Consider the following 13,953-nt stretch of genomic DNA (forward strand, 5'->3'; position numbering starts at 1 on the left):
ACCTCCTGCACCGACGAGAGAAGCAAAATATGAACACACGTTGCGGTCCCGGAGGAAACGACGCCTCCTCCGGGACCGCAAAAATTTTATCTGCTACAAATTTTATCTGCTACATCTGAAGCCGCACGACAGGGGGGGCAGTGGGGCCGGGGCTACCTCCGGCCGGTTCCGGCGTGATGCCGATGATGTCGTACTGGTCCAGCGGCTGTGGGGTATGGAAGACCAGCGCGCCGGCGCCCAGATCGTCCACGGTGAACAGGCCGGCGCTGATCCGTTCGCCGTCCTTGAGCAGCCAGAGCTGGTAGACCTGGTCGTCTGTCAGGCGGGGGAAGGATTCCGCCAGCAGGATGGCGGTGTCGTACTCGGGCGTCCAGATGACCGAGGCGTGGGCCGGGCTGCCTTCCTGGGCCGGCGGCAGGGTCAACTGCTGTCGGCTCTCCGAGGCCAGCACGAAGAGGGCGATGTTCTGTTGTTGCAGCTTTTCGTTCATCTGCTGCAGCTCGTGCTGGAGCCGCAAGGTGTGTTGAATCCAGTAGCCGTTGAGCACCAACAGCAACGCCAGAGAAGCCCCGGCCAGCCGGCCGGCCAGGGACCACCCTTGCCAGGCCTGGCGCAGGCGATCCAGCGGACCGGGCCGGGCTGGGGCGGGCGCGGGTTGGGCGATGGCCGCCTGGATACGCGTGGCCAGGTGGGGGGGGAGGCGCTGGGGCGGCGCGCTGTAGAGCAGGCTTTCGGCCAGGGCTTCGTATTCCGCCAGTTTTTGGGCCGCCTGGGGGCAGTCGGCCAGGGCGGCCCGGACCAGGGCCGCTTCCTCTGGATCCGTCGCGCCCAGGGCATAGGCGGGCAACAACGCCTCCAGCTCTGCGCAGCGTTGGCTTTGGGTTTGGGCGGCTGTTTCGTCCGTTTCCGTCGATTCAGACCGGCCGGTATGTTGTGGATCTTCCGGTGACAACTGTTCCTGTTCCATGTTTACAGCTTCATCAGGCGCTGTTGTTCGCCTGGGACTAGGGTCCTTCTACATCCCATTGGGTGATGGCCTTGGTTGTGGCCCTTGTTGTTGCACCGGCATTTGTCGGCGCAATTCAGCCCCTCTCTTTGAATAACGATTCCTCACCCCCGCTTAGATCTCCTCCGGCGGTTTTTTGTGAAATTCCACACTTTCCATCCAGAGTTGCCGGAGCTTCTGCAGACCGATACGCAGCCGGGTCTTGACTGTGCCCAGGGGCAGGCCCAGCTCCTGGGCCAGCTCGCTGTGGGTGAAGCCGCCAAAGTAGGCCAGCTCGATGACCTGGCGCTGGTCGTCGGGCAGGTAGCCCATCAGCCGCCGCAGGATCTGGCCGTCCACCCAGCGGGCGTTGCCCACGGGTTCCGCCGGATCGGCCAGGGTGTTGTGCTGGAGGGCCAGGGAGACCCGGCGTCCCGAGCGACGTTGTTCGGCCCGCAGGCGGTCGATGGCCGCGTTGCGGGTGATGGTCAACAGCCAGCTGCTGAACTGGCCCAGTTGGGGCTGCCAGCGCTCGGGTTGTTGCCAGATTTTCAGAAACACATCCTGGGTGACTTCTTCCGCCGCGCCCTGCTCCTGCAGCACCCGCATGGCCAGGCTGAACACCAGCTGCCCATAGCGCTGGTAGAGCGCCATGAGCGCATGCTGATCCCGTTGGCGAACAAGCTGGATGAGCTGCTGGTCGTCTGGTGAGGCGGCTTCCTGGCTGCTCTGTGCCATGGTTGTCTATCGGTGACCGTGAATCCGGGAGTGCCCGGACAGGGAGGCGAGGACCGTCGTCATCGGGTTGGAACCTGTGGCCGGCATGGATCCGGGGGACGGGCACGAGGGCCGTAGGAGCTATGTGTCGGTGCCCTGGAAAGTGTAGCATGGGCCGGGGGTTGCGTCAATCCGCTTCAGAAGCGTTTCAAAATAGATATTTCCGGCGCTGTCTGGTAAACTTGCGGCATGGCACGGAAGAAATTGCAGGGACAGGTGGCCATCATCACCGGCGGCGGGCGAGGCATCGGCGCCGCGGCGGCAACCCGGCTGGCCCAGGCCGGTGCCGCGGTCGTGGTGACGGCCCGCAGCCAGGAGGAAATTGAGGCGCTGGCAAGTCGGCTGCGCCAGGACGGTGCGCAGGCCATTGCCGTGCCCGCGGATGTGAGCGACCCGGAACAGGTGGAAGAGGTGGTGGAATCCGCCCTGGATCAGTTCGGCCGGGTGGACATCCTGGTCAACAACGCGGGCGTGATCTGGCCGGTGGAGGAGTTGGCCGAGACCGACGCAGACGAGTGGGTCTACAACATTTATGTCAATATGATCGGGCCGTTCCTCATGGCCCGCAACGTCCTGCCCCTGATGCTGGAGCAGGGCTACGGCCGCATCCTCAACATCAGTAGCGGCGCCGCCCAAACGCCCATCCCCGGGCTCAGCGCCTACTGCGCCGCCAAGGCCGGGTTGGACATGTGGACCCGGGTGCTGGCCCTGGAGCTCACGGGCACCGGCGTCACCGCCAACGTGCTCTACCCGGGCATGGTGGACACCGATATGCAGAGCGACATCCGCAGTGTAGACACCAGCGAGAGTCGCCTCAACTTTGACCTGTGGCATCGGGCCCACGCCGAAGGCCGCCTCCGTTCACCCCAGGAGGTCGCCGGGCTCATCTACTGGCTGGTCGGTCCCTGGAGCCGCCGCTTCAACGGCCAGGTGTTCCACGACGCTGATACCGAATGGCTGGCACAGGTCCGCCGGGATCTGGGGGAGTGATGGACCTCCCAAGTAAATCCCGGCAGAAATTCGCCGAGCGTTTCCACCCGAGGGAGTGCGCCCAGAGGGCACCCGGAATTTCTGCCGTGGTATTTACGCCAGACTGTACTGGCCGGTTTCTGTGACGCCATCTCGAAATGTTCCACTGGATTTTTTTACAGCTACAAACGCAGGAGGACTGACACAAAATGGGTTTTGAAAAAATTGTCGTGCCCATCGACGGCGAGAAGATCACCCTGCAGGATGGCAAGCTGCAGGTACCGGATCGCCCCATCGTGGCCTTCATCGAGGGGGATGGGACCGGCCCGGACATCTGGGCGGCCAGCCAGCCGGTGTTGGAGGCAGCCGTGGAGAAGGCCTATGGGGGCCAGCGCAAGATCGCCTGGATGGAGGTCTACGCCGGCGAAAAGGCCAATGAAGTCTACGGCGAGCCCATCTGGCTTCCCCAGGAGACGCTGGACGCCATCGACGAGTACCTGGTGGCCATCAAGGGGCCCCTGACCACGCCGGTGGGGGGCGGCATCCGCAGCATCAACGTGGCCCTGCGCCAGCGGCTGGACCTCTACGCGTGTGTGCGCCCGGTCCAGTATTTCCAGGGTGTCCCCAGCCCGGTCAAGCGGCCGGAGCTGGTCAACATGGTCATCTTCCGGGAGAACACCGAAGACATCTACGCGGGCATCGAGTGGGAGGCCTACAGCGACGGCGCCCGCAAGGTGATCCAGTTCCTGCGGGATGAGATGGGCGTCAACAAGATCCGCTTCCCGGAGAGCAGCGGCATTGGCATCAAGCCGGTGAGCGAGGAGGGGACCAGCCGGCTGGTGCGGGCGGCCATCCAGTACGCCATCGACAACAACCGCAAGAGCGTCACCCTGGTCCACAAGGGCAACATCATGAAGTTCACCGAGGGCGCCTTCATGCAGTGGGGGTACAAGGTGGCTGTGGAAGAGTTCGGGGCCAAGCCCCTGGATGGTGGCCCGTGGCATGTGCTGCCCAACGGCATCATCATCAAGGACGTCATCGCCGATGCCATGCTCCAGCAGGTGCTCACCCGCCCGGCGGAGTACGACGTCATCGCCACGCTGAACCTGAACGGCGACTACATCAGCGATGCCCTGGCTGCCCAGGTGGGTGGCATCGGCATTGCGCCGGGCGCCAACATCAACTACGTCACCGGGCGAGCCATCTTCGAAGCCACCCACGGCACGGCCCCCAAGTACGCCGGCCAGGACAAGGTCAACCCCTCGTCGGTGATCCTGAGCGGCGAGATGATGTTGCGCCACCTGGGCTGGCACGAAGCCGCGGATCTCATTCTCAAGGCCATGGAGCGCACCATTGGCCAGAAGATCGTCACCTACGATTTCGCCCGGCTGATGGAAGGCGCCACTGAAGTCAAGTGCAGTGAGTTCGGGCAGGCGTTGATCCGCAACATGTAGGCGGTCCCCGTTCCGCCGGCCTTGACGGGTGGGGCGGCCCAGAGGGGCTGCCCCTGCCCGGGGCTCGCAACCGCATCGCCCATCCATCGTCTGTGTCCATCGCGGGCCTGGGATCGACCCCCACCCTCCCAGGCCCACAGCTCGTGAGCCTCGACCCGCAGTGCAAACCGAGAAACTTGTCCAACCCCAGGTCCATGCGGCCACGTTGCCCGTCGACGTGCGGGGCGGCGTCCATTTTGACCTGCTGGCCCCGGGTACGGTCACCTTTGTGATGCACGCGCCCTTCAAGCCCTACGTGAGCCTGGTGGGCGACTTCAACCGCTGGAACACCCGGGCCCATCCCATGGTCACCAATGGCCGGGGCACCTGGTGGATCACCTTGCCCCACCCCGGTCAGACCCGCTACGGCTTCTACGTGGCCATCGACGAACAGGCCCACAGTTGGGTGGGCGATCCCTACGCTACCCAGGTAGCCTGGACCTCGGACGGGCCGTGGGCGGTCTTGCCCGAACGGCCCACCCCCTTCCCCTGGACCGACCAGGCGTGGCGCACGCCACGCCTGCAGGACCTGGTGATCTACGAGCTCTGCGTGCGGGACTTTGCTGGCCGCTGGCAGGGAAACCGGCCCCGGTATGGCAACTTCCAGGAACTGCTCAAATCGGTGCCGTATCTGGCCGAGCTGGGCGTCAATGCCGTGGAGCTGATGCCCATCCAGGCCTTCCCGGGGGAGTCCAGTTGGGGCTACAACCCGGTCTTCTACTTCGCGGTAGCCAATGTCTACGGCGGCCCCAACGACCTGAAGGCCTTCGTGGATGCCTGCCACCGCCATGGCCTGGCCGTGATCCTGGACGTGGCCTTCAACCACGCCTGGGGCCAGCATCCCTACTACCAGATCTACCCGCCCATGTACGGCCCCCACGGCGAGGAGCTGACCGACTGGAACCCCTTCTTCCACCATACCCCGCGTGCGGTCAACATGTGGGGCGGCGTGGACTGGGATCACTTCAACGAGCACACCACCCGCTACTTTCAGGATGTGGTGCGCTTTTGGCTGCAGGAATACCACGTGGACGGCTTTCGTTTCGACTGGGTCTGTGGCGTGGACTACGACAGCCGGGATCCCATGGCCCCGGGCTTCAACCCTTTCCACGGCATCAGCGCCATCTGCTGGGCGGCCCGGCAGGCCAAGCCGGACTGTATCCTGATCGGCGAGTACTGGCAGCTGGAGGGGACCCACCCGGAGAAGACGGCGGCCAAGCTGGTGGCCGAGACGCCCATGGACGCCTGCTGGCGGGGCGAGTTCCACCATGGGCTGGACGACGTGTTGAATCAGCGGTGGGCCTGGGAAAAGCGGGACATCTTCCGGGCCATTGGCGGTTTTCGGGAGGAGGGCTTCACCGCGGCCACCCAGGTGGTGAACTATTCGTGTAGCCACGACGAAGTGCGGCCGGAGCATGAGATCAAGTTCTACTCCTGGCCCCACATCCGTCGCCCGGCCGGGATGAGCCTGCAGGAGCTGGCCCTGCGCAAGGGGCTCCTGGGCCTGATCACCCTCCTGGCTGCGCCGGGCATCCCCATGATCTACGCGGGGCAGGAATATGGGGAGGACACGCCCCGCACCATCGACTTCTGTCCCCTGGAGTGGCACAAGCTGGAACGGCCCGCCCATGCGGCCCACCGGGCCGTGGTGCAGCGGCTGCTCTGGGCCCGCCGCTCCCTGGCTGCCCTGCGGAGCGACTTCATCCAATTCTGGCCGGATAACTTCGCCGAGACCGGGGTGGTGCGATTTGTCCGCTGGGATGACGAAGGCAATTTCGTGGTGGTGGCCCTGAACTTCGGCGAGGAACCCCGCACCGTCTCCTGTTCCATGCCCCACGACGGCCACTGGATGGACCTGGTGGCTGAACGCAGCTATGAGGCGGTCCAGGGGGAGTTGACCCTGTCCCTGGAGCCGTGGCAGGGGATGATGTTGATACCGACACCTGGCCCGTAACCCACTGTGGACGGCGATTGCCCCGGCCTGTTAAGTGCGTTACAATATTTATCCTTGGTAAGTGCATGACAATCACTACCCTGTGTTCATCTGTGAAATCTGTGGTTTCTGCGGTGGACTCTCACCATTCCGTCTGAAAACGCTGTGCTTCGCCTGTACATCACGAAGGAGGTTTTAGCCTATGCAAGCGGCGGCGCTGTACCGCACTTCGATCGGCAAAAAAGCGGTGATGGCGGTCACAGGGCTGATCTGGATCGGCTATGTCGTCATGCATATGTATGGCAACCTGAAGGCGTTCCAGGGACCTGTCTACTTTAATGAGTATGCAGAAGGATTGCGGGAGTTGGGCGCACCCGTCTTCGGCCACCTGCACCTGCTGACCATCGCCCGGATCGTCCTTCTGGTCTCCATCGTCCTCCACGTCTGGTCTGCCTGGTCCCTCTACCAGCAGGCTCGATACGCACGTCCTTTCGGTTATGCAGAGCGCAAGGTGGTCCAGGCCAATTACGCCTCCCTGACCATGCGCCTGGGGGGAGCGGTGATCCTGCTGTTCGTCATCTACCACCTGATGCACCTGACCTGGGGGATTCCTTTTGTCCACCCCGACTTTGTGCGGGGCGACCCCTACCACAATCTGGTGACCGGGTTCCAGTTTGTGCCGGCCGCCATTGTCTACATCATCGCGGTGATCGCCCTGGGCTTCCACCTCTACCATGGGACCTGGAGCATGTTCCAGACTCTGGGCCTTAGCCGGCGACGCTATGAACAGTTCGAGCAGCCTATTCGGGCGTTAAGCTGGCTGTTGGCCATCCTGGTCCCGGCGGGCTTCGCCTCGGTGCCCATCGCCGTCTTACTCGGCATCATCCGCTAGTAAATCCCGGCAGAAATTCGCCGACCGGGCCTCTGGCCCGCGGCTTAGCCCATCGTATCCACCAGAGGTAATGCCGCCGAATTTCTGCCGTGGTATTTGCGCCAGACTGTACTAGTTGCAGGAGGTTTTTGCCATGGCAAGTACCGTTGCCCCAGATGTCCAGAAGACCATGCCGGCTGAGGCCGAATCCATTCTGGACGGTCGGGTGCCAGCGGGGCCGATCCAGGAAAAGTGGGATCGGGCCCGGTTTGAGATGAAACTGGTGAGCCCGGCCAACAAGCGTAAGTTCAACATCATCGTGGTTGGCTCCGGCCTGGCAGGGGCCTCTGCCGCTGCCACCATGGCCGAGCTTGGCTATAACATCGACTGTTTCTGCTACCAGGATAGCGCCCGGCGGGCCCACAGCGTGGCGGCCCAGGGCGGGATCAACGCTGCCAAAAACTACCGCAATGACGGCGACAGCATCTTCCGCCTCTTCTACGACACGGTAAAAGGGGGCGACTTCCGATCCCGGGAAGCCAACGTCTATCGCCTGGCCCAGATCAGCAACAACATCATCGACCAGTGTGTGGCCCAGGGGGTCCCCTTCGCCCGGGAGTACGGCGGCCTGCTGGACAACCGCTCCTTCGGCGGCGCCCAGGTCTCCCGCACCTTCTACGCCCGGGGGCAGACGGGCCAGCAGCTGTTGCTGGGCGCCTACCAGGCCCTCTCCCGCCAGATCCATGCCGGCAAGGTGCGCATGCACACCCGCACCGAAATGCTGGACCTGATCGTGGTGAACGGCCAGGCCCGGGGCATTGTGACCCGGGACCTGCGCACGGGCGAGATCGAGGCACACCTGGCCCACGCGGTGGTCCTGGCCACCGGTGGTTACAGCAACGCCTACTACCTCTCCACCAACGCCAAAGGCTGCAACGCCACCGCCATCTGGCGGGCCTACAAGCGGGGCGCGCTCTTCGCCAACCCCTGCTTCACCCAGATTCACCCCACCTGCATCCCGCCGTCAGGGGAACACCAGTCCAAGCTCACCCTCATGAGCGAATCCCTGCGCAACGACGGACGCATCTGGGTGCCCCGGAACCCCAACGACAACCGCCCCCCCAACGAGATCCCCGAGTCGGATCGCTGGTACTACCTGGAAGAGCGCTACCCGGCCTTCGGCAACCTGGTGCCCCGGGACATCGCCTCCCGCGCCGCCAAGGCCGTGGTGGATGCCGGCCATGGGGTGGGCCCACTCAAGAACGGCGTCTACCTGGATTTCAAGGACGCCATCCAGCGCCTGGGCGAGGATGTGATCCGGGATCGCTACGGCAACCTCTTCGACATGTACGAGAATATCACCGGCGAAAACCCGTACAAGGTCCCCATGCGCATCTATCCGGCCCTCCACTACACCATGGGCGGCCTGTGGGTGGACTACTACCTGATGAGCAACATCCCCGGCCTCTTCGTCATCGGCGAGGCCAACTTCTCGGATCACGGCGCCAACCGGCTGGGCGCGAGCGCGCTGATGCAGGGCCTGGCCGACGGCTACTTCATCCTGCCCTACACCATCGGCAACTACCTGGCCCAGGCTTCCCTCCCGCCGGTGGACAGCGGCCACGACGCGGTGCGGGAGGCCCAGGATTCCGTGAACCAGCGGGTGAAGAAGCTGCTCGAGATCAACGGCCAGCGCACCGTGGACTCCATCCACCGGGAGCTGGGCCAGATCCTGTGGAACTACTGCGGCATGGCCCGCAACGCCGAGGGGCTTCAGAAGGCCCTCGGGTTGATCCGCGACCTGCGCCAGGAATTCTGGGAGAACGCCAAGGTGCCCGGCGACGCCCACGACCTCAACCAGAGCCTGGAGCAGGCAGGCCGGGTGGCCGATTTCCTGGAGCTGGCCGAGCTGCTCTGCATCGATGCCCTACACCGGGACGAGTCCTGCGGCGCCCACTTCCGGGAGGAGCACCAGACCCCCGACGGCGAAGCCCTGCGGGATGACGAGCACTTCGCCTATGTGGCGGCCTGGCAGTACAACGGCGACGAGGGCCAGCCCTTGCTCCACAAGGAGCCCCTCCACTTCGAGTATGTGGAGCCCACCCAGCGCAGTTACAAGTAGCCAGTCACGCCCATCGTCTTGTTGGCCGCCCCTGGGCCCGCGGACGATGGGCCGACCATCGCCTGAGAATGAGGGAGCAGAGCGGACATGAAATTTAAGTTGCGGATCTGGCGGCAGAAGAATGCCCAGTCCCAAGGCCGATTCGTGGACTATGAGCTGGACGGCGTCAGCCCCGACTCGTCCTTCCTGGAGATGTTGGACCTGTTGAACCAGAAGCTGATCCTGGAAGGCGAAGAGCCGGTGGCCTTCGACCACGACTGCCGGGAAGGCATCTGCGGCATGTGCGGCATGATGATCAACGGCGTGGCCCACGGGCCCAAGGCGGCCATCACCACTTGCCAGCTCCACATGCGCACCTTCAAGGACGGCGACACCATCGTGATCGAGCCCTGGCGGGCTCGGGCCTTCCCCGTGGTCAAAGACCTGGTGGTGGATCGCAGTGCCTTCGATCGCATCATCCAGGCCGGTGGCTACATCTCCGTCTCCACGGGCAGCGCACCCGAGGCCAACGCCATCCCCGTCCCCAAAAAGACGGCGGACATGGCCATGGATGCGGCGACCTGTATCGGCTGTGGCGCCTGCGTGGCGGCCTGCCCCAATTCCTCGGCCATGCTCTTCACCGCAGCCAAGGTGGCCCACCTGAACTCCCTGCCCCAGGGGCAGGCAGAGCGGTACGACCGGGCTGTGCTCATGGTGGAGGCCATGGATCGGGAGGGCTTCGGCGGCTGCACCAACATCGGCGAGTGTGAGGCCGTCTGCCCCAAGGAGATCAGCCTGGACTTCATCGCCATGCTGAACCGGGACCTGCTGATCGGCACCTTGAAGGGGGCGGGCCAGCGTTAGGGAATCCCGGCAGAAATTCAAGCCCCTGGGTAAACAGCCCCCTGGTAGACAGCGCGGAGGCGCAGGGGGTGCAGAGGTTTTCCTGGCGAATCCTCTGTGCCCTCTGCGCCTCTGTGGTGATGCCCCCTTATGGATTGACCGCATCCCGCAGCCAACCCAGGAGCCGCTGGGAGAGGTCGGAACGGGGCGGGGGGACCAGCTTCACCGCGGCCAGGGCTGCGCTCAGCTCCGCGCCCGTCTGGAAGCGGTCAGCCGGATCCTTGGCCAGGGCCTTGAGGATGATCTGTTCCAGCTCCGGGGTGATGTAGGTGAACTGGGAGGGGGGCGGCGGCGGCTTGTGGAGGTGGGCCTCCAGGACTTCGGACCGGCTGCCGTAGAAGGGACGGCGACCGGTCACCATGCGGTAGAGGACCACGCCCAGGGAGTAGAGGTCGGCCCGGCCGTCGATGGTACGGTCGCCGCGAATCTGCTCGGGCGCAACGAAGGAGGGCGTGCCGAAGAGGCCCTGGAAATCCTCGTCCCGCACGGCCCGCAGGTCCAAGGCCGCGCCAAAGTCGAAGAGGATGGCCCGGCTCAACCGGGTGAGGATGACGTTGCCGGGCTTGATGTCCCGGTGCACAATCTGGTGTTCGTGGATGTGGTGAAGCGCGTCGGCCATCTGGCGGGTGATGTCGATGGCCGCCTCCTCGCCCATGCTCTTGACCCGGGCCAGGAAGGAATCCAGGTTTTCGCCCTCGATGAGCTCCATGGCCAGGTAGATGCGCCCCTCCATTTCGCCGGCGTCCAGGGCCTGGACAATGCCCGGGTGGTGGAGGCGGGAGAGGATGCGATACTCCCGGAACAGAGCCTCTCGGATGTGGGGCTGAGCGGCGGCGGCAGGATGCAGGACCTTGATGGCCACGGTGCGCTGATTCTTCCAGCGGGCGCGGTAGACAGTGGCGACGGCGCCCTGGCCCAGCACCGCCTCCATCTCGTAGGCGCCCAGCTTGCGCAGCGGCTCCTGGCCGGGCCTGGTGGGATATCCGCCGCTCCAGTGTTCCATCTTCCCTGCCCCTTTTTCACGTCGCCCTGGCCGTGTCGTATGGGTGCATTATATCTGAAAGGTGTCCGTTGGACAATGGGCGGGCCGAAAAACGGAAAACCCCCCATCGGCCTGCGTACAGGCCGATGGGGGGACCGGGGTCCAGGGGACGGATGTTCTAGTCGTCGCCGGCGGCGGAGGCCATGGCCAGGGGCACGCCGTAGGCGGCTGCGCCGTGCTCCGTCAGGTCCAGGCCCGTCTGCTCCTCTTCGGGCGACACCCGCAGGATGTTCAGCGCCTTCAGAATGCTGAAGAGGATGAAGCAGGTCACAAAGGCCCACAGGGGAATGGCCACGGAACCCAGGATCTGGACGCCCAGGTTGTAGCCGCCGAAGATGCCGGTGGCCACGCCGCCCCAGATGCCGCACAGGCCATGGACCGGCCAGGCGCCCACCGGGTCGTCGATCTTCAGCCGTTCCAGCAGCTCCATGCCCAGGCAGACCAGCACGCCGGCCACGATGCCGATGATGATGCCTTCCAGGTTGGTGACCGCATCACAGTTGGCGGTGATGCCCACCAGGCCAGCCAGGGCACCGTTCAGGGTGTGGCCCAGGGATGGTTTACCCATGCGCAGCCAGGAGTAGATCATGGCGGCCACGGCGCCGGCACCGGCGGCCAGGGTGGTGTTGACCGCGATCAGCATGACGGCGTCGGTGTTGGCGGCGCCGGCGAAGGCCAGCTGGCTGCCGGGGTTGAAGCCGTACCAGCCTATCCACAGGATGAAGACGCCCAGGGTGGCGATGGTGTAGTTGTGGGGGAAGAGGCTGGGATCTTCGTCCTTGGCAAAGCGGCCAATGCGGGGACCCAACACCATGGCGCCCGCCAGGCCGGCAAAGCCACCCACGCTGTGGACCACCAGCGAGCCGGCAAAGTCATGGAAGCCCAGGGCCGACAGCCAGCCACCACCCCACTGCCAGAAGCCGCTGATGGGGTAGATGAACGCCGTGATGATCACGCTGTAAACCAGATAGCCGGAGACTTTGATACGCCCTGCTACGGCACCGGACACAATGGTCGCGGCCGTGGCAGCAAAGGCAGCCTGGAAGAGCCAGTCCACCTGGGGGTTCAAGTTGCCGGCCACCGGATCCGGCGGCGTGGCGCTGATGCCCAGGCCAGACCAGCCCACCAGCCCCGGAATCAGGGCGTTGCCGTACATGAGGCTGTAGCCAATCAGCCAGAAGATCAGCACGCCGGCGGAGAAATCCATCAGGTTTTTGAACATGATGTTGATGGCATTCTTGGCCGAGTTGAAGCCCGCCTCGACCAGGGCAAAGCCGGCCTGCATGAAGATGACCAGGACCGCTGCCAACAACAGCACGATGTTGTCAAGGGCGTAGGCAATCTCGTTGGTGGAGATCTCGTCCTGCGCGTATGCTTTCACGGCCACCAGGCTCAAGAGCAAAGCCAGGGGAACGGCCCGTACAAAACGTCTGATCCACATGAATCCTTTCCTCCTGTTACATTTGGTTCATTTCGTTGCGATCTCGTACTTCGGCCGATGGATCCAAGAATCGTAGCGCGCTTCGCAAGTTACGTTGCCCAATGTACCATGGTCGACTTCGGGAACCAATGTGCATCTTGCACAAAGATGCGGCTGCTCCTGTCGGCGATTTGTTCGCGGATGGTTTGCTGGGCGGAGACCCCTGGTCGATTTGCACAGGGTGGGGCCGTGGATGGCCACGCTAGCGAGCTGGGAAGGGGAAACGATGGCTGAGGCACATCTGTACCTGGGTACTTCTTCGTGGCATTTCGACGCCTGGCGCGGGGTCTTCTATCCCGAGAACGCCTCCCGCAGCGACTATCTGGCCTACTATGCCACCCAGTTTAACTCGGTGGAGGTCAACACCTCCTTCTACGGCCTGCCCCGGGCTGCCACTGTGGCCGCCTGGCTGGAGAGCGTGCCGCCCGGCTTCACCTTTTCCCTCAAGTTTCCCCGCAGCATCAGCCACGAACGCCAGCTGGAAGGGGCCGATGAGGAGACGCGGGCCTTTCTGGACCTCTTGCGGGAGCTGGGGCCCGCGGCCGGCGTGGGCCTGCTCCAGTTGCCGCCCCAGTTCACCCGGGCGCGCCTGGGCCGCCGCCTGGCCACCTACCTGGAGTGGCTGGCCGCCGTGGCTGAAGGTCTCCGCATCGCGGTGGAGGTGCGGGCCCGGGACCTGATGACCCCTGCCTTTGCCCGCTTTTTGGCCCAGCGGGGCCTGGCCCTGGCCCTGACCGACTGGGCCGGCACCCCGGACCTTTTCGACCTGTGGGAAGCGGCTCGCCTGGAGGCCGGGGAGGACGCGCCCGGCTTCGCCCTCATCCGCTGGATCGGTGACCAGCGCAACGGTCCCCGGGGAGACCGGGAACGCAGCGCCCCCCGGGAGGAGGATCTGGCCCGCTGGGCCGGACGGGTGCACCAGTTGTACCAGGCCGGCATCACCGTCTTCGGCTATATGCACAATCCCTACGAGGGCCATTCTCCGGCCAGTGTGCGGCGATTGCAGGCCCTGCTGGCGGAGCGGATGGCCCTGCCTCCATGGCCGCCGCAGCCACCGCCGCCGGTGCAGGGCTCCCTCGGGTTTTGAACGCCCTGGGTGCGCCGGTTTGCGGGGGGGCACGGCGGCCCACCCCGACGGGGGCACCGGCGATTGCGAACCGCCGCCGCTACGGTGTACGCCACGGATGCCGTCCCGTCTGGGAACCCTGGGCTGGACCCGCGTTCAATTGAAGAACCGGCCCGATCTATGTTAACCTTAATTTCGCGGGGTGAGCATCTTCCGATGCGGCGCCGTCCCGTCTGAATCGGTATCTGAGGATGTCGCCCCTGCGGCGTAATCGTGGTCGAGATCGTGAATTGCGGAGCCGACGGCGCTTTTGTGCTGCGCCGCATTGCGGCC

General features: G+C 64.6%; 11 protein-coding genes. 7 read left to right on the forward strand and 4 right to left on the reverse strand.

The window, feature by feature from the left end:
- Positions 1–109: 109 nt before the first annotated feature.
- The gene (locus FKZ61_RS02960) at positions 110–967 is read right to left on the reverse strand and encodes an anti-sigma factor (protein ID WP_141608583.1); all 858 of its coding nucleotides are present in this window, start codon (positions 965–967) and stop codon (positions 110–112) included.
- A gap of 153 nt (positions 968–1,120) precedes the next feature.
- Positions 1,121–1,723: a sigma-70 family RNA polymerase sigma factor gene (locus FKZ61_RS02970; protein ID WP_141608584.1), complete on the reverse strand. Its 603-nt coding sequence runs from the start codon at positions 1,721–1,723 to the stop codon at positions 1,121–1,123.
- A 228-nt stretch (positions 1,724–1,951) separates the two neighbouring features.
- On the opposite strand from FKZ61_RS02970, the gene FKZ61_RS02975 reads away from it, so the two are divergent.
- From FKZ61_RS02975 to FKZ61_RS03000, 6 genes are all read left to right on the forward strand, one after another.
- Positions 1,952–2,752 (forward strand): SDR family NAD(P)-dependent oxidoreductase, encoded by an 801-nt coding sequence (locus FKZ61_RS02975; protein WP_141608585.1) that lies wholly within the window; start codon positions 1,952–1,954, stop codon positions 2,750–2,752.
- A gap of 188 nt (positions 2,753–2,940) precedes the next feature.
- Positions 2,941–4,185, forward strand: a complete 1,245-nt coding sequence (gene icd / locus FKZ61_RS02980; protein ID WP_141608586.1) for an NADP-dependent isocitrate dehydrogenase — start codon at positions 2,941–2,943, stop codon at positions 4,183–4,185.
- 160 nt (positions 4,186–4,345) lie between these two features.
- The gene (locus FKZ61_RS02985; protein WP_141608587.1) at positions 4,346–6,178 is read left to right on the forward strand and encodes an alpha-amylase family glycosyl hydrolase; all 1,833 of its coding nucleotides are present in this window, start codon (positions 4,346–4,348) and stop codon (positions 6,176–6,178) included.
- Between the two features lie 181 nt (positions 6,179–6,359).
- Positions 6,360–7,049, forward strand: a complete 690-nt coding sequence (locus tag FKZ61_RS02990; RefSeq protein ID WP_141608588.1) for a succinate dehydrogenase cytochrome b subunit — start codon at positions 6,360–6,362, stop codon at positions 7,047–7,049.
- A gap of 169 nt (positions 7,050–7,218) precedes the next feature.
- Positions 7,219–9,150 carry a fumarate reductase/succinate dehydrogenase flavoprotein subunit gene (locus FKZ61_RS02995; RefSeq protein WP_211358385.1) on the forward strand — a complete coding sequence of 644 codons (1,932 nt, stop codon included), beginning with the start codon at positions 7,219–7,221 and terminating at the stop codon, positions 9,148–9,150.
- A gap of 87 nt (positions 9,151–9,237) precedes the next feature.
- Entirely contained in the window at positions 9,238–9,993 is a 756-nt protein-coding gene (locus FKZ61_RS03000; protein ID WP_141608590.1) for a succinate dehydrogenase/fumarate reductase iron-sulfur subunit, read from the forward strand.
- 127 nt (positions 9,994–10,120) lie between these two features.
- Here the strand turns inward: FKZ61_RS03000 and FKZ61_RS03005 are convergent, their stop codons facing one another.
- Both FKZ61_RS03005 and FKZ61_RS03010 read right to left on the reverse strand, forming a co-directional pair.
- A complete protein-coding gene (locus FKZ61_RS03005) occupies positions 10,121–11,035 on the reverse strand; it encodes a serine/threonine-protein kinase (RefSeq protein WP_141608591.1) in 915 nt (304 codons plus the stop codon).
- A gap of 157 nt (positions 11,036–11,192) precedes the next feature.
- Positions 11,193–12,515 carry an ammonium transporter gene (locus tag FKZ61_RS03010; RefSeq protein ID WP_141608592.1) on the reverse strand — a complete coding sequence of 441 codons (1,323 nt, stop codon included), beginning with the start codon at positions 12,513–12,515 and terminating at the stop codon, positions 11,193–11,195.
- Between the two features lie 265 nt (positions 12,516–12,780).
- On the opposite strand from FKZ61_RS03010, the gene FKZ61_RS03015 reads away from it, so the two are divergent.
- Positions 12,781–13,641: a DUF72 domain-containing protein gene (locus FKZ61_RS03015; RefSeq protein WP_170199166.1), complete on the forward strand. Its 861-nt coding sequence runs from the start codon at positions 12,781–12,783 to the stop codon at positions 13,639–13,641.
- Positions 13,642–13,953 lie beyond the last annotated feature (312 nt).

The organism is Litorilinea aerophila (genome assembly GCF_006569185.2).
Classification (GTDB): domain Bacteria; phylum Chloroflexota; class Anaerolineae; order Caldilineales; family Caldilineaceae; genus Litorilinea; species Litorilinea aerophila.